The 16,258-nt window shown below is 55.5% G+C and carries 15 protein-coding genes; 7 read left to right on the top strand and 8 right to left on the bottom strand.

All coding sequences use genetic code 11. The annotated features are described in order from the left end of the window. Positions 1–9: 9 nt before the first annotated feature. From ACIP6T_RS12100 to ACIP6T_RS12090, 3 genes are all read right to left on the bottom strand, one after another. Positions 10–858 (bottom strand): transporter substrate-binding domain-containing protein, encoded by an 849-nt coding sequence (locus ACIP6T_RS12100; protein WP_176519240.1) that lies wholly within the window; start codon positions 856–858, stop codon positions 10–12. Positions 859–879: 21 nt separating this feature from the next. Further along, the gene (locus ACIP6T_RS12095) at positions 880–2,067 is read right to left on the bottom strand and encodes a M20 family metallopeptidase (protein ID WP_400457350.1); all 1,188 of its coding nucleotides are present in this window, start codon (positions 2,065–2,067) and stop codon (positions 880–882) included. Between the two features lie 251 nt (positions 2,068–2,318). Further along, positions 2,319–3,209, bottom strand: coding sequence for a LysR substrate-binding domain-containing protein (locus ACIP6T_RS12090; RefSeq protein ID WP_400457348.1), 891 nt, complete (start codon positions 3,207–3,209; stop codon positions 2,319–2,321). Between the two features lie 105 nt (positions 3,210–3,314). On the opposite strand from ACIP6T_RS12090, the gene ACIP6T_RS12085 reads away from it, so the two are divergent. Further along, positions 3,315–4,019 (top strand): SDR family oxidoreductase, encoded by a 705-nt coding sequence (locus ACIP6T_RS12085; protein ID WP_097098198.1) that lies wholly within the window; start codon positions 3,315–3,317, stop codon positions 4,017–4,019. Between the two features lie 195 nt (positions 4,020–4,214). After that, a complete protein-coding gene (locus ACIP6T_RS12080) occupies positions 4,215–4,346 on the top strand; it encodes a hypothetical protein (protein ID WP_345830341.1) in 132 nt (43 codons plus the stop codon). 1 nt (position 4,347) lies between these two features. Here the strand turns inward: ACIP6T_RS12080 and ACIP6T_RS12075 are convergent, their stop codons facing one another. Then, on the bottom strand, positions 4,348–5,280 hold the full coding sequence (locus ACIP6T_RS12075) for an AraC family transcriptional regulator N-terminal domain-containing protein (RefSeq protein ID WP_400457346.1): 933 nt from the start codon (positions 5,278–5,280) through the stop codon (positions 4,348–4,350). A 160-nt stretch (positions 5,281–5,440) separates the two neighbouring features. Here ACIP6T_RS12075 and ACIP6T_RS12070 point away from each other — a divergent pair, with 160 nt between their 5' ends. Then, positions 5,441–6,175 (top strand): SDR family oxidoreductase, encoded by a 735-nt coding sequence (locus ACIP6T_RS12070; protein WP_400457345.1) that lies wholly within the window; start codon positions 5,441–5,443, stop codon positions 6,173–6,175. Positions 6,176–6,195: 20 nt separating this feature from the next. Here ACIP6T_RS12070 and ACIP6T_RS12065 read toward each other — a convergent pair whose 3' ends face one another. Further along, the gene (locus ACIP6T_RS12065; protein WP_345830338.1) at positions 6,196–6,981 is read right to left on the bottom strand and encodes a helix-turn-helix transcriptional regulator; all 786 of its coding nucleotides are present in this window, start codon (positions 6,979–6,981) and stop codon (positions 6,196–6,198) included. A gap of 156 nt (positions 6,982–7,137) precedes the next feature. Between ACIP6T_RS12065 and ACIP6T_RS12060 the strand changes: the two genes are divergently transcribed. From ACIP6T_RS12060 to ACIP6T_RS12045, 4 genes are read left to right on the top strand one after another with little or no spacing between them, the layout of a single operon-like run. After that, positions 7,138–9,267, top strand: coding sequence for a TonB-dependent siderophore receptor (locus ACIP6T_RS12060; RefSeq protein WP_400457340.1), 2,130 nt, complete (start codon positions 7,138–7,140; stop codon positions 9,265–9,267). After that, positions 9,261–10,130, top strand: coding sequence for an ABC transporter substrate-binding protein (locus tag ACIP6T_RS12055; protein ID WP_400457337.1), 870 nt, complete (start codon positions 9,261–9,263; stop codon positions 10,128–10,130). The genes ACIP6T_RS12060 and ACIP6T_RS12055 overlap by 7 nt, the downstream gene beginning before the upstream one ends. Continuing rightward, the gene (gene fhuB / locus ACIP6T_RS12050) at positions 10,127–12,106 is read left to right on the top strand and encodes a Fe(3+)-hydroxamate ABC transporter permease FhuB (RefSeq protein WP_400457335.1); all 1,980 of its coding nucleotides are present in this window, start codon (positions 10,127–10,129) and stop codon (positions 12,104–12,106) included. The genes ACIP6T_RS12055 and fhuB overlap by 4 nt, the downstream gene beginning before the upstream one ends. Positions 12,107–12,114: 8 nt before the next feature. Then, the gene (locus ACIP6T_RS12045) at positions 12,115–13,698 is read left to right on the top strand and encodes a cyclic peptide export ABC transporter (protein ID WP_400457333.1); all 1,584 of its coding nucleotides are present in this window, start codon (positions 12,115–12,117) and stop codon (positions 13,696–13,698) included. On the opposite strand, the gene ACIP6T_RS12040 is transcribed toward ACIP6T_RS12045, so the two are convergent. The 3 genes from ACIP6T_RS12040 to ACIP6T_RS12030 all read right to left on the bottom strand — a co-directional run bounded on the left by ACIP6T_RS12040 (position 13,688) and on the right by ACIP6T_RS12030 (position 16,238). Beyond that, complete coding sequence (locus ACIP6T_RS12040) at positions 13,688–14,383, bottom strand: DJ-1/PfpI family protein (RefSeq protein WP_345830328.1); 696 nt, start codon at positions 14,381–14,383, stop codon at positions 13,688–13,690. The two genes, ACIP6T_RS12045 and ACIP6T_RS12040, sit on opposite strands and share 11 nt — an antisense overlap. A gap of 62 nt (positions 14,384–14,445) precedes the next feature. Beyond that, positions 14,446–15,972, bottom strand: a complete 1,527-nt coding sequence (locus ACIP6T_RS12035) for a sodium:solute symporter (protein ID WP_097098202.1) — start codon at positions 15,970–15,972, stop codon at positions 14,446–14,448. Further along, positions 15,969–16,238 carry a hypothetical protein gene (locus ACIP6T_RS12030; protein WP_097098203.1) on the bottom strand — a complete coding sequence of 90 codons (270 nt, stop codon included), beginning with the start codon at positions 16,236–16,238 and terminating at the stop codon, positions 15,969–15,971. Before ACIP6T_RS12030 ends, ACIP6T_RS12035 begins: the two co-directional genes overlap by 4 nt. Positions 16,239–16,258: the final 20 nt, after the last annotated feature.

The following is a 16,258-nucleotide window of genomic DNA, read 5'->3' as shown; positions in this document are numbered from 1 at the left end:
CGCCTGAAATTACTCCGCTGGTGCGACGTTTTCGCCGAACCATTTTTCAGACAGCTGCTTCAGCGTGCCATCTTTGATCATTGAATTTAATGCGCTATCCAGTGCGGCTTTTAGCTCAGGATTGTTTTTCTGAATCGCAATCGCCGACCCCTGGCCCAACACGCCGCCTGAGAAGCCATAACCGGTGCTGTTCACGGTATCTGCATGTTTTTTCACATAGGCATTCAGGTTGGTGCGTGATGCCATCACCGCATCAACGCGGCCGTTAAGCAGATCGGCGAAGGTTTCCGGGCCGGCCTGATAGGTACGAATCGTCGCCACATCGGCCAGATATTTGTTAAGGAAGTCAGCCTGGATGGTGGCAACCTGCACCGCGATGGTTTTGCCTTTGAATTTCGCTTTCAGCGCGTCAATGGATTTGGTCATGCCCGCTTCGTCATTCGCCAATACCACTTCGCCATTGCCCGGCAGCGTATCAACCGCACTGCCCTTCAGGGTAACGAAACCCGAAATACTCACGGTGTATTGGCGGGAGAAATCCACCACTTCTTCACGCTTTGGCGTGACGGTCACGGCATCGATTACCGCGTCATATTTACCGTCGACCAAACCTGGAATCATACCGGACCATTTCTGCGCCACGATTTCGTATTTAAAACCGGCGCGCTTAGCGATTTCCGCCACCATATCCGGTTCATAACCAACGATTTTGCCGCCTGGCGTAGATTGGTTAAACGGCGGATAAGCGGCTTCGGTAGCAAATTTCACCGTGCCAAAATCTTTGGCTTGCACCAGCGCGGAAGAGGCAAGCAGCAACATGCCCACAGAGGCGGTAAACAGTCCTTTACGCATCATCATAAAACCTCAGAGTTCGTTATTTTAAGAGAGTAAATCAATGGCTAAACGGGCTAGCGCCTGCGTGCCGGCATGGATGCTGCGCTCGTCGGGTTGATAATCCGAATTGTGCAGATGATCGTCGCGCCCTGGCGCGCCGGAGCCAATGTGGATCTGACAGCCGGGCACGCGCTCGGTAAACAGTGAAAAATCTTCGGCACCAAAGCTGGCGCTCGGTTTAGCAACGATCGCTTTACCAAACTGATGCGACAAAATCAGTTCCAACGCGTCGATTAACCCATCGTCGTTCATTAACGGCGGTACGCCGCGCTGATAATTGACCTCAACGCGCACATTCAACGACAGCGCCACACCGGCGCAGATGCGCTTAAACGCTTCTTCGATATGCGCCCGCGCGGCTGGCGATTTGGCGCGTACCGTGCCCTGCAGCAGGCAGCTATCAGAAATAATATTGTGGGTGGTGCCGCCATGAATGTGGCCAATGGTCAGCACCGCCGAATTGGCCGGATCGAGTTCGCGCGAAATGATGGTTTGCAACTGGCTGACCAGGTTCACCGCCGCAATGATCGGATCGGTGCCCATATGCGGACGGGCGGCATGAGTCGATTTACCGTGCACCACCACATCAAATTCGTCGCTGGATGCGGTGCTGGCACCACGCGTCAGGCCAATTTCGCCCGCGGCCAGCTCCGGTTTGTTGTGCAGGGTGATGGCGAGATCGACGCCGTCCGCCGCGCCATCGGCGATCATCGCTTCGGCACCGCTTTCTGGCGTCTCTTCCGCTGGCTGGAAAATTAACCGCAGGGTGCCATGCAGTTGTGCACGGTAGTACGGCACAATCGCCGCCACACCCAGCAGGGTCGCGGTATGAATATCATGCCCGCAGGCGTGCATTTTGCCCGGATACTGGCTGCTGAACGACAGGCCGGTTTGTTCGTGGATCGGCAAGGCATCCATATCAGCGCGTAACAGCACGGTTTTACCGGGATGCGCGCCCACGATATTCACCATGACGCCGGTTCTGCCGACGCCCGTCTTTGGCACCAGTCCAAGACGCAGCAGTTCCTGCTCAACGAGCGTGGCGGTACGCTGGGTATCAAAACCCAGCTCCGGATGCGCATGGATATCACGACGAATGGCGATGAGATGCGCCTGCATGCTTTCGCTTTTGGCGCTGATGTCCCTGGCTAAAACATCTTTATGATCGGTCATGTTTGCGGAGATCTTTCTCAGGCGTAAACCTGGCCTTTATGGCATTTTTATTAAAATTGATTCCTTATTTATTCACAGCACCCGGCAGAATGCAACGCACAATGCTTATTGTTACTTACTGAATTTGCGTACTATTTTTCTAATTCACTGCTCTGGCAGGATAAAAACTCACTTCTGCATCATTAAGCAGTTATAACATTCATGATCCAGCGCGGATCATCAGTTTTACTGATTTCGTTATTGAACAAAAATCAACCGTGAACCTGCGTTAAAAGCCAGTCACGCACCGCTTGCACCGTCGCAGGCTCACGTGGGCGTTTTGGCCACACCAAATACCAACCCGCATCTATCGTCATTTGCGTGCCAAACGCTACGACCAATCGCCCGCTCGCTATATCGTTCTGCACAAAATGTGGGCTGGTGAGCGCGATACCTTGCCCGCCGATCGCCGCTTCGAGCGCCAGTGCCGTTTGATTGAAGCGCAGATGATGCTGATGATGCAGCGACTCATGGGGGAAGATGAATGAGAGAAATGCGGGCCAAAGGTGATGACCATCGTGCAATAAAGCATAGCGCAGGCAATGATTGATCTCGGCAGGATCACCCAACTCGGCAAGCAGCGTGGGGCTTACGACCGCCAGCACCGTTTGGCTGAACAGCATACGGGCATCGAGACCGGCGCCGAACGGTGGCCGGCCATAGCGCACTGCTAAATCGACACCTTCATGATGAAACTGTACCAAACGTTCGGAAGCCAGCACGCGTAGATCGATATCCGGCCAGGCAGCGGTAAAATCCGGTAAGCGCGGCAGCATCCAGCGGCTGGCAAAGGTTGGCGTTACGCTGAGAGTTAAACGGTTCGGTTCAGGGCGCAGCGTGCGCGTAGCTTCATCAATTAATTCAAATGCCTGGCGGATACTCACGGCATAACCCGTCCCCGCGCTGGTCAAGGCCAGCGTGCGTGGTAATCGATCAAACAGTTTCAATTCGAGGCTGGCTTCCAACCCGCGAATTTGTTGTGCCACCGCGCCTTGCGTCACGCCTAATTCTTCCGCCGCCAAACGAAAATTGAGATGGCGCGTTACCGCTTCAAAGACCTTCAACGCATTCAGCGGGGGTAGCGCGCTAAATCCCTGGTTCATCCTGTAGTTTTCCTATCGTCAAGTGGCAAAAAGAGTGGCTCTCTGCGGTCGAAATTAGCACTTATACTGGGTTTAAGCGATGTTGACTTATAAAGAAGAGATACTATGACAGTAGAAAAAGTTGCAGTTATCGTTGCTGGCGGCAGCGGCATGGGCGCAGCAGCGGCTGAGAAGCTGGCGAGCGAAGGCTACAAAGTGGCGATCCTCTCCTCTTCCGGAAAAGGTGAAGCGCTAGCAAAGCAATTGGGTGGTTTGGGCGTGACGGGTTCTAACCAGTCGGTAGATGATTTGCAAAAGCTGGTGGATCAAACGCTGGCGCGCTGGGGCCGTATCGATGTGCTGGTGAACAGTGCGGGTCATGGTCCTCGTGCGCCGATTCTGCAATTAAGCGATGAGGATTGGCAGCGCGGCATGGAGACCTATTTCCTCAATGTGGTACGGGCCGCGCGGCTGGTGACGCCGATCATGCAGAAACAAGGCGGCGGCAGCATCATCAATATCTCTTCGGCGTGGACGTTTGAGCCTACCGATATGTTCCCCACGTCGGCCGTTTTCCGCGCGGGTTTAGCCTCGTTCACTAAAATTTTCGCAGATACTTACGCGGCAGATAATATTCGCATCAACAATGTGCTTCCGGGATGGATTGATAGCCTGCCGAAAACCGATGAGCGCCGTAACAGCGTACCTTTACAACGCTATGGCACTTCTGAAGAGGTGGCTGCGACCATCGCCTTCCTCGCTTCGCCGGGTGCCGCCTACATTACGGCGCAAAATATTCGCGTTGATGGCGGCGTGACGCGCAACGTCTGATCAGCAGCATGTCTCGTAAAGCCGCCAGAGATCCTCACCTTATGGCGGCTTTGCCGTTTTACCCTCAACTCAAAAAGCAAGACGGGTCTCGTCGCTCTTACGCCTTACAAACGGTCAGAATGTTCACGTTCGCGGACGCTATTACCCTGATTTCGCCCGCCTATCTCTCTATTGATATTCTGAAGTGAGGCCACTATGCATCCAATTTTACGTTCACAATTTTCCAGACTTTTTGCCGCTGAGCGCCACCGGGTGTGGCAATGGATGCTGACGGGTTGTGGCCTGTTTTGGATTATCGTGGTGGTTGCGGTGATGAGCATTCGTTAAGTCAGTGTGCCTGTAGCCTGCCGGACAAATGCTCCGGCGGTAACAGCTCAAAAGCCCGCTTCATTTCCCGCGCCTCCTCCGCCGGACTACGTCCAAACATCCGTTTAAACTCCCGATTAAACTGCGAATCACTTTCATATCCTACCCGCGCCGCAGCGCCAGCGGCCGTCAGATTGTCGCGAATCATCATCAGACGCGCCTGATGCAAACGCAGCGATTTAACATATTGAATCGGCGATGTTTGTGTCACAGTTTTGAAATGCAGATGGAAACGCGGCACGCTCATGCCAGCTTCCTTTGCCAGAGAAGGCACATCCAGCGGCTGACGCCAGTCGGCATGAATCCGCTGCAAAGCACGGGCAACCCGGCCAAAATGGCCCTGATAAGTTAATGCCGCGCGCACCGCGCCGCCCTGTTCGCCCATCAACACGCGAAAACAGATCTCTTCCACCCGTGAGGGTCCTAACACCTTGGCCTCAAGCGGATCGCTCAATGCTTCGAGCAAGCGCAGCGTGCTTTGGGCTAACGCCCGATCGATAGGCGTAGAAATGATGCTCGCTGGTGCAGCAGTAATGGCTGTTTGCCCGTGAGCCAATTGCGCCACCAACCGCGCCACCATCGCAACATCCAAACGAATAGCAATGCCCAGCAGTGGTTCTTCGGAAGTGGCTTCCGTCTCCGCAGAAAACGGCAGAGGTACCGACAGCACCAGATAGTGTTGCGCATCGTAGCGATACATTTTATCGGCGAGAAAGGCGCGTTTCGATCCCTGGCAAATGATGATGATACTCGGTTCATACAGCACCGGCGTGCGCGCCCATTGCCGATCGGCACGCATAAAGCGCACGCTGTCCAGCAGCGATTCGGTATAGCCTTCCTGACGTGCCAGCTGACTAAGTAATGCGCAGGTTTGCTGTTGAACGGTACGCGACATGATCACTATTCCTGTGAGAGATTCAGGCAAAGGATAGCGTTGAAAATCAGCGATGCGCAACGGCGGCGAGATAATCAGGCAAACATGCGTCACAATCCGGTCTGTTGTGCCTGGCGTGATGCATCGACAATAACCTCGTCAACTCAACGAGGAATACGTCATGACCCAACGCAATCCAAAAGTCATTATTTTAACCGGCGCCAGCAGCGGTATTGGCGAAGGCATTGCGCGCCATCTGGCACAGCTTGGTCATCAGCTCGTGCTCGGCGCGCGCCGTACCGATCGTCTCTCAACGCTGTGCGAAGAGCTCCGCTTTTCTGGCGCCAGCGTGGATTATTTAGCCACCGATGTCACGCAGCGCGCTGATACACAACAGCTGGCCGATTTTGCCCTGGCGAAATATGGCCGCATTGATGTGATGATCAACAACGCGGGCGTGATGCCGCTGTCGCCGATGAGTTCAATGAAGGTTGAGGAGTGGGACTTGATGCTGGACGTCAATATTCGCGGCGTACTTTATGGTATCGCGGCGGTGCTGCCCACCCTACAGGCGCAGCAGTATGGCCACATTATTAATATCGCTTCCGTCGGTGCGCTAACCGTTTCGCCGACCGCTGCAGTCTACTGCGCCACCAAGTTCGCGGTGCGCGCCATTTCCGATGGCTTACGCCAGGAATCACCACAGCTGCGCGTGACGGTGATTAATCCCGGCGTGGTGGAGTCTGAACTGGCTGACACCATTACCGATAGCGTGGCGCAGGAAGCCATGAAGCGTTATCGCCAGATTGCACTCAAACCCGAAGCGATTGCCAAAGCGGTGAGCTGGGCCATCGATCAACCTGGCGACGTTGATACCAGTGAAATCACCGTACGCCCCACAGCCAGCGCCCATTAACCTGCAAAGCCGTGGCGATTTCAGGCTGAAATCCGTAAAAATCGCTGCGGCGTTTCCCCCATCAAACGGCGAAACATGGAGATAAATGCGCTGGGGCTTTGGTAGCCCAGCTGATTGGCGATACGAACGACCGTTTGCCCCTGCGCCAATTGCACCAGTGCCTCGGATAATCGTAACTGCTGCCGCCACTGCGTAAAGGTGATGCCGGTTTGATCGCGGAACAAACGTGCCAACGTGCGTGAGCTCGCGCCGACGCGCTGTCCCCATGCTTCCAGCGTATCGCTGCTGGCCGGCGCTTGCAGTAGCTGCTGGCAAATACTCAGCAAACGGCGATCGCTGGGCAGTGGCAAATTACACACCGGGCCTGCCGGTGCGCGACGAATCTCATCCAGTAATAGCGGCATGATTAACTCTACGCGCGCCGCCTCGGGCTGCGCCTGCTGCTCATTCTCCACCAGCGTTTGCATCAGCGCCTGCAGCAGCGGCGAAATCATCATGCTATGTGTCTGCGGCCAAAAGGCGCGCGCCAGTTTGGGATCAAGGTACAAACTCAGGCTGCGAATATCACTTAATGCCATTAAGGCGTGCGGAATAGTCCCCGGTAGCCACAGCGCACGGCCCGGCGTTAACGTCCATGATGCGGTCTGCGTTTGTACTCGCATCACTCCTTGAAAACAGAATATCAGCTGCGCGACTTCATGGGCGTGCCAGCGCTCCTCACGTCCAGCGTGGTAATGCATCTCGCGCGTGGCGACTAAAGGCTGCGGCGGGAGCGCTTCCGCCTGCGTTAATTTCTGCAACACCATCTCATCCAATCCCGTTAGATTGCCGATTGATGTCCGTTGTGCGCGATTCGTCGGTGATACCGCGTAAAGCCGCCAGCAGGACGCTATTAAATAAAATAGTAATGATTATCATTTGTATCACTAAATGAGGCCATTGGACTATATCGGGGAAAATAAATGCCGGGTCACTGCACCTTCAAACGCACGCCCTTAAGCGCACTCTTACTGATGATCATCAGCAGCGCATCGGGCTGGGCGGCGGAGAAAAACAATGCTGATAACAGCACACTTACCGTTACCGCCAGCAGCGTTGAGAGCGATAGCGGCGATGCTGACAGCTGGAATCAGGTGGCGAAAAAAGCCGATAGCGTCACTAAAAGCACGCGTCCATTGATTGAAACGCCGCAGAGTATTTCGGTGATAACGCAGGCGCAGATGGCCTCGCAGGCGGCGCTGAATGTCTCGCAGGCTTTGCGTTATAACAGCGGGATTGGCGCGGAGGGTGGCGGCGCAGATTATCGCTTTGATGACATCTCAATTCGCGGTTTTTCTGCCGATGAGTATCTGGATGGCCTGCGCTTACCCACCGTTACCTATTGGTCACGTCCGAATTACGATACTTATCTATTAGATCGCCTTGAAATAGTGAAAGGCCCAAGTTCGGTTACGTTCGGCCAGGCAAGTCCCGGCGGCGTGGTAAACCTAATCAGCAAGCGCCCAACCGCTGAGCCGATCCACCAGATTTTTGTCAGTACCGGCAGCCATAACCTGTTTGAAACCGGCCTCGATCTCTCCGGCGCGCTGGATAACGATGAACATTGGCTGGGACGCCTGACCGGAACCTGGTCACGCAATGACACGCAGGTCGATTACACCAAATACAAACATTATGACATCGCCCCTGCCCTCACCTGGCAGCCGAATGACGACACGCGTCTGACGCTGCTCGGGCAGTTCCGCAAAGATCCCTACACCGGATTTTATAATCAGCTACCGCTGGAAGGCAGCCTGATCAAACTGGCGCAGGGCAATTACTCCGATAAGTTTTACGGTGGCCAACCGGGCTTTGATTACTATCGCCGTGAACAAGCCAGTATCGGCTATGACTTTATGCATAAATTTGATGATATCTGGAGCGTGCACCAGAATCTGCGCTATCTGCACACCAGCAGCGATTATCAAATGGTCTATCCAAACGCCACCGTGAATGACGGTTCGGCCACGGTGAGCCGTGACAGCATGCGGGTGATTGAGTCGTTTAACGCCTTTGACGTGGATACCAATCTGCAGGGCAATCTGGATACGGGGCCAGTCAACCACGCGCTGACGCTTGGTGTTGATTACGTGCACGACGATCTGCGGCAAAACAGCGGCTATGGTACGGCGTCAGATATCAGCTATCTCAATCCTGATTACAGTACGCCGGTCGATCCGTTGTTGATCGATAACCATAATCGCTCGTTTATGACTCAGCTCGGCTTCTACCTGCAGGACAGCATGAAGTGGAACCAGTGGATCCTGAATCTAGGCGGGCGCTACGATCGGTCACAAACTCGCAGCCAGAACTGGGTTGCCGGTTCGCGTACTGAACTGAATGATTACGCCACCACTGGTCGAGCAGGCCTGATGTACCACTTTGATAACGGCATCGCGCCCTATATTAGCTACGGTACCTCCTTCCAGCCGCAGGCCGGCACCTCGTTTGACGGAAACGCTTTTACCCCCACCAAAGGCAAGCAGTCTGAAGTTGGCGTGAAGTATCAGCCGAATGGCCTTAACGCGCTGTTCAGCGCCGCTCTTTACGATCTGCGCCAAACTAACGTGCTGACCGCCGATCCCGAGCATGCTAACTATTCAGTACAAACCGGCGAAATCCGTTCGCAGGGATTTGAGCTGGATGCCAAAGCTAACCTTACTTCGCGCTGGCTGGTGAACGCCTCTTATGCGCTGACCAACCCGAAAGTGTTGTCTGCCAATGATGACACTGAAGGTAAGCAGCCCGTCGCCATTGCTCGCCAAAGCGCCACGTTGTGGACAGAATACGCCTTGCCTGGCGTGCTAGAGGGCATAACGATTGGCGGTGGCGGACGCTACGTCGGAACCAGCTATGCCACCACTGACAACAGCTTGAAAGTGCCGGCAGCACTGGTTTACGACGCGATGATGCGCTATCGCTGGCAGGATTGGCAACTGGGGCTCAACCTACAGAACCTTACCGATAAACAGTACATCAGCAACTGTAACGATCTCGGTTGCCACTTTGGTTTACGTCGCCAACTGATCGCCACGGTGAGCTATCAGTGGTAATCAGTCGTCGACAACTTTTACTGGGCGCGCTGACAGGCGCTGCCCTGTATTCATTTCCCACATGGGCGGATACCGCGCCGCGCTGGGTGATCCTCGATTGGGGATTGACCGAAATGGCGCTGCTGCTCAACGTCACGCCAGTGGGGGTGGCCGCGCCGGACTGGTATCGCCGCCTGTTCAGCCAACCTGCGCTGCCGCAGCAGGTTGCAGATGTGGGTTTGCTGTTTCAACCCAATTACGAAACGCTGTATGAGTTACAGCCGACTCAGCTGTTGGTGACGCCCGCGCATCGCCTGGCTGAAGCGCAACTTTCGCGTATCGCACCGCTGCACTACTTTCCCGTGAGTGGCCTACAGCCCTGGCAACGCGCGCAGCAAAATCTGCATACGCTAGCGCAGCTGGCCGGTGCGAATCAGCGCGCCGAAAGTGTAATGCGCAGTCTGCTAGCACGGCTGGCTGTCGCACGGCAACGCGCCGCACGCTTTCAGGACAAACCGATCTATTTATTACATCCTCTTGATACGTTGCATGTGATGCTGCTCGGCACGGGAAGCTTATTTAATGACGTGCTGGCTTTACTCGATTTGCCGCACAGCACGCCATTTGCGGTCGGTGCGCAGGGTTACGCCACGCTAGAGCTGGAACAGCTCACCTCCTTGCCGCCGGGTTGGCTCGTGCTGTTGCCGTCATGGCCGGAAATCGATCTCAATCCGATACTCCAATCGCCGCTATGGCACATCTTAACGCGCCCCGGTGGGCACAGATTACTGACGCTGCCGGACGGTTTATCGACCGAAGGTGGCGTTCTGACCGCCGTGCGCTTCGCCGAGGCATTAGTAGCCGCATTAGAGGCGCACACATGAATCGTCACTGCGCCGGGTTAACATTGTTGCTGTTCGCGATGGCACTCATGTTGTGTCTTGAACAACTTGCCCATCAATTGTCGTGGTGCGCGATTTGGCAAGCGCTACGTGGCACCGCCATGCCGAGCCTGCAACAGCAGATGTTCACGCTGATGTGGTTACCGCGTCAAGGCATGGCACTGCTGTGCGGCCTGGCGCTCGGTTTTACCGGCGTTGTCATGCAGCAAGCCCTGCGTAACCCGCTGGCAGAGCCGATGACGCTTGGCATAGCGTCCGGGGCGACATTGGCACTGTCATTGGCGACACTGATTGGCCCAACCTGGCTGCTGGCCAGTCGTGAATGGATCGCTTTAAGCGGCGCCATTGCCGCTTTTGCGGTGGTATTTTTGCTGAGCCTGCGCCAGGGTTTTACGCCGCTAGCGTTAACGCTGGCGGGGATGCTCGTCAATCTCTACTGCGGTGCCGTCAATCTGCTGTTATCCATCCTCTACGATCGTTCATTGTCTGCCGTATTTATCTGGGGCGGAGGCGCATTGACGCAGGAGAACAGCCATGCGCTGTGGTGGTTACTGCCGCGACTGGTAATGGCCGCCCTGCCGGTGTTATTCATTCTGCGCCCTCTGCGCCTGCTGGCGCTGGATGAGCGCGTCACCCGCTCAGTGGGTTTACCGGCAGGATGGGTGCGTGCTATTTCGCTGCTCTCAGCGTTAGCCATCAGCAGTCTTGTTATCAGCGTGGTCGGCGTGATTGGCTTTATCGGCCTTGCCGCACCTCATCTCGCTGCGTTAAGCGGTGCGAAAAATTTCTATCAGAAACTCATCTGGTCGCCGCTGCTGGCTGCTGGCTTATTGTGGTTAACCGATCAAGGCGTGAGTCGCCTGAATGGCATCAACGGTTTGCTGTTGCCGACCGGCATGATGACTGCGTTGGCTGGCGGACCGCTACTGCTGTGGTTTTTGCCGCGCCTGCGCCACATTTTCCAACCGGATGTCAATGAACCGTCGTCCGCTCCTTTTCCCACCCATCAGATAGCAATGCTGCCGGTGATCATGATGTTTCTGCTGATGTTGGCTATCGCGCTTGATTTTGCGCGAGGTCTGCACGGCTGGCACTGGAATTCACTGGCAGAAATGCGCCAGATGCTGCCATTCCGCGTGCCGCGCCTGCTCGCCGGGCTCGCGTCGGGTGTGCTGCTGGCCGCCGCCGGCGTGATTTTACAGCGCGTTAGCCGTAACCCGATGGCCAGTCCGGAACTGCTCGGTATTGGGGCCGGCGCATCGCTGGGTATTACTGCACAGCTGCTGCTGTGGCCACTGGCGGGAATGGCGCTGATGATAGCCAGTAGCGCGCTAGGGGCTCTCTTCACACTTGGATTAACGCTGTGGCAGGCACGCCGCTATGCGCTCAATCCTAAGCGCATGCTGCTTAGCGGGTTGGCCATTACCGCGCTGTTTCAATCCGTCGCGGCGATCGTCATCAGTAATAACGGTGTTGCCGCCGCCATGCTGCGCCAGCTGATGACCGGTTCCACCTATTATGTCAGCACGCCCATTGCGACTCTCGCTTTCGTGCTGGCCTTGCTGCTGCTGGCATTGACACCGTTGTTGCGGCGCGCCTTGCTGCTGTTGCCGCTCCATAACATTTCACCGTCGCTGGGACTCAATGTTGCCCATGCACGCCTGCTGTTGATGCTTCTGGCCGCCGCCATGACGGGCGTCGCTACGCTCATTGTCGGACCGTTATCCTTCATCGGTTTACTTGCGCCGCAGCTGGCACGCCAGCTTGGCGCGCGCAAACCGATGGCGCAACTGCTGCTGGCGGTGTTGATCGCCGCAATAGTGATAATGCTGGCCGATTGGGCGGGCAACAATCTGCTCTACCCGCGACAAATTCCGGCTGGACTCATGGCCACATTAATTGGCGGGCCATGGTTGGCACTGCTGCTGTGGCGACCACTCAATAGCGCCAACGCATAGGAGATGATGTGGCAATATATCGGCGGTTATTGCGCACCAGCGGCGCGCTATTTTTTATTGCGCTGGGTTGCAGCGTGATGGGTGGATTAAGTAATGCCGCGCTACTGGCGTTAATTAACCAGGGATTGAACGCCAGCGATGCACAACGTTTGCAGCTGGCATGGCAGTTTGCTCTGCTGGCGCTGTTGATGCTCGGCACGCGAACGCTGAGTCAGTCGCTATTTATGGCGATGGGCCAGCGCAGCAAGGCCGAATTGCGGCGCCAGCTGGTACAGCAGGTGGCCGACGCCGGCTATGCCAATCTGGAAAAGCACGGCATGCCGCGTGCGCTCAGTATTCTGACGCAGGATCTCGATCAGGTTGTGGTGTTTTTTATCTCGCTGCCCGGCTTTGTGATGTCACTGGCGGTGATTACCGGCTGCATAGCCTATCTCGGTTACTTATCGCTCACTGTGATGGTGATTGCACTCATCACCATCTTGATTGGCTCACTTGGTTACAGCAGCGTCCATCGGCGCGCGCTGCAGCTGATGCGTCAGTCGCGCCAGCGCGAGGAGGCGTTAACGGGCGAAGTCAGTGCGCTATTCAGTGGCGCGAAAGAGCTACGCTTGCACGCTCCACGCAAACACGCCTTCATGCATAATAAATTGTTCCACACCATTGAACAGGTGCGTGTTGAACGCACGCGTGGCTACGTGCTCTATGCGCTGGCGAATATCTGGGCCAGCGTATTTTTCTTTGCGTTTATCGGGGCTGTGATGTTTTTGCTTGCGCGTGTACTGGATCTGCAGGGCAGCGTGATGTCCGGCTTTGCCATGGTGTTTCTATATATGATCGTGCCGATTGAAAACGCGCTTTCCGCCCTGCCCGGCCTCACCCTGACGCAGGTGGCGCTTAAACGTATCGCCGCAATGCAGCAGCAACTGCCGCCGGAGCACACCGCCTTCGATAAGCCCCCACAATCTTTTCAGCGGCTGGAACTGCGTGCGCTGACTTATCAGCATGACGTTTTCCAGCTCGGTCCGATCAGTCTGCAGTTTCAGCCCGGCGAACTGGTCTATCTCACCGGAGGCAATGGCAGCGGCAAAACAACGTTAGCACGCTTGATCACCGGTTTGTATCAGGCCGAAAGCGGTACCTTGTTGCTGGACGACGTCGCGATCGATGAGAAGAACCGCGCAGGGTATCGCCAGCTATTTTCAACGGTATTCAATGATTTTCACCTGTTCGACGATTTACAAGGCATAGATAACGCGCACTTAGATAACGATGTGCAGAGATTGCTGCGATCGCTACAGCTGGAGAAGAAAGTGACGCTTGAAAATGGAACGTTCTCCACGCTAGCGCTCTCCACGGGACAGCGTAAACGACTGGCGCTGCTGGTGGCATGGCTGGAAGATCGCCCTTTCTATCTGTTTGATGAATGGGCGGCCGATCAGGATCCGGCGTTCCGCGAGGTGTTTTACCATCAGCTGTTACCGGCGCTGAAAGCGCGAGGCAAAACCGTCTTGGTTATCACACATGACGACCGCTACTTCCATCTTGCCGACCGCTGCCTGAAGCTGGAATGGGGACAGTTAGTCAGCGCTTAAGACGCGCTGCGGCCTGCTCGGTTGCCACGCGACGGCGGGCAATAAATTCTGCTATCTGCGCTTTCGCCTCTGCCAGGCGCGCCGGTGAGGCACTGCGTGGAGAACCAGAATGGAATGGCGGTGCCGGATCGTACTCCATTTGCAGTTGGATATTTTCCGCAATCTCACGTCCAAACAGCTCTTCCGCTACCGTTAAGGCGAAATCGATGCCCGATGTAACGCCTGCGCCCGTGATACGGTTGCGGTCACGTACCACGCGCTCTGACACCGGCGTGGCGCCCAGCAGGCTAAGCTGATCGAGCGAACCCCAATGCGAGGTCGCGCGATATCCCTGCAACAAGCCTGCAGCACCCAAAATCAGCGAACCGGTACACACCGACGTTACCCACTGTGCGTTTTCCGCCATGCGGCGCACGAACTCCAGCGTGTCGTCATCGTCCATCAACGCAATCTGCCCGGGACCGCCGGGAATGCAGATCAGATCGAGTTTGGGGCAGTCAGCAAACGTGGCGGTGGGCACGATGGCCAGGCCACGATCGGACATCACCGGCTGCCGATCTTTCCAAATCAGATAATTAGTGACGTTCGGCATGCGGGCGAAGACTTCCCACGGACCGGTCAGATCGAGTTGCGTTACGTTGGGATACAGCAGCAAACCAATAGTCATAGACGAAGAAGCGGCCATGATAATCTCCATGAGCAATCAGAGCGTTATCATGGCCTTGCTTTTCAAAGGAACGCAATGGATTAATTCAGCAGGGGTTTGGCCTGCGGCTGTTTCACACCGTCTGCCAGTGCAAACAGTGCTGCCACCCGCTCTTTCTCTTTAGCATCAACCGGGATCAGCAGGCCGCAGATCACAAACACCGCGACGTTACCCGCCAGACCGACAATGCCGCTGGTCAGTGAACCCAGAGCCGGTATGTCATCCGGATAGAATACCGTCAGCACAATGGCGATAATGATGCCGCTCATCATGCCGAGCAGCGCGCCTTGCTTGTTGCCAAAACGACTAAAGATGCCGAAGAACAGCGGTACCGCCAGCTGAATAATGCCCTGATACGAGATCTGCGCCAGCAGCTGCAACCGCGAATAGTTAAAGGTGAAATAAGCCAGCAACGCGGCGGCGACAATAAACACCACCATGCCTGATTTCGCCAGCACCGTTAACTGACGATCGCTTCGCGGTTTATTCCAGGTGGCGAGGTCATTGGCGAACTGCGTGCCACATACCTGCACACACCCATCCACGTGACCAATGCTTGCCGCCAGCACAATCACCAGGGCGATTGCCAGCAGCCACGGGCCGCCTTGATCGAACAACGCGGTAAAGAAGCCGTTTTGTGGATTGGCCTGCACGTTTGCATCCTGGCTCACCGCGGTCGCAAACAGCATCAGGATGGCGTAGAAACCGCCCACCAGCAGAATAGTCAGCAGCGTACCTTTCTTCACTGCGCGAATACCGCTGGCGGTATAGATGCGCTGGAAGCTCATCGGCCAGCACATCGATCCGATAACGCCGGTGAAGATCAGGCTGAACATGTACCACGGACCGTAATGCGAGCCTTCCGCACCTGGAATTTGCAGCATTGCCGGTGGCAGCGAGGCGAGTTGACCAAAACCGTGATCGCCGCTAAATAGCAGGATGACACACACCAACGCGCCCAGCCCGTAAGCGATAATGCCCTGATACATATCGGTCATGATCAGCCCACGCATGCCCATGCTCACCGTCCAGTACTGCCGCACCAGAATCAACAATACGCCTGCGATTAGGCAAGTGGTGACGCCCCAGCGGCCAAAACTGGCGAATTCAACCAGTAGCGCGAGAGCCTGAATCCCCATGACCACCCACGGGAATACGCAGATGATGCCGATGATTGACGCCACGCGTTTCACTGCTGGACTGTTGAAGCGCATGCCCAGCAGATCGGGTTGCGTGGTCAGGTTAAAGTGTTGCCCCCATTTCCACGCGCGACGCGCCATCAAATACATCGCCGTTACGCCTAACGTGGAGTAAACCGCACCGTAAAAACCGATCACGCCACTGACCGACAGGGCGAAGAACGCGGTAAAGGTTGCGCCCGGCCACCATGAGTTGGTATAGCTCATGGCGATATACCACGGCCCGTACGAGCGCCCGCCGACGGCATAATCGGAAAATGACGTGCTTTTACGATTGGTGGCATAAAGCACCGCGATCATGATGGCCAGAAATAGGCCAATCATGCCGAAAGTAATGACGTAGTGGGGTTCTGCCGCACTGATTTTCATGATACTTCCTCATCGGCCGGAATTTCACCAAATGCGCATTCCGCGAGATACATTACCCATAAACCAATACCTAAAAATACGGCTATCGCCAGCCAGTAAATAATCGGTAGCGGAATCCCAAGAAACAGAGCGCTGCTGCCACTTACACTTAAATAAAGTGGTGGGCAAAGCGCTAACAGTAATAATGCAAGCAGATAGATGGAAAAGACTTTATTTTTAATACTTATGCGGGCGCGCAGTTGTTGCCCGATGACCATCGAACTCATAGCGATCTCCTCAACGTTTA

Origin of the sequence: Pantoea sp. NPDC088449, assembly GCF_044753225.1 — a bacterium.
Classification (GTDB): domain Bacteria; phylum Pseudomonadota; class Gammaproteobacteria; order Enterobacterales; family Enterobacteriaceae; genus Pantoea; species Pantoea floridensis.
Note: the sequence above shows the minus strand (reverse complement) of the source record. Positions and strands in the feature narration are given on the sequence as shown.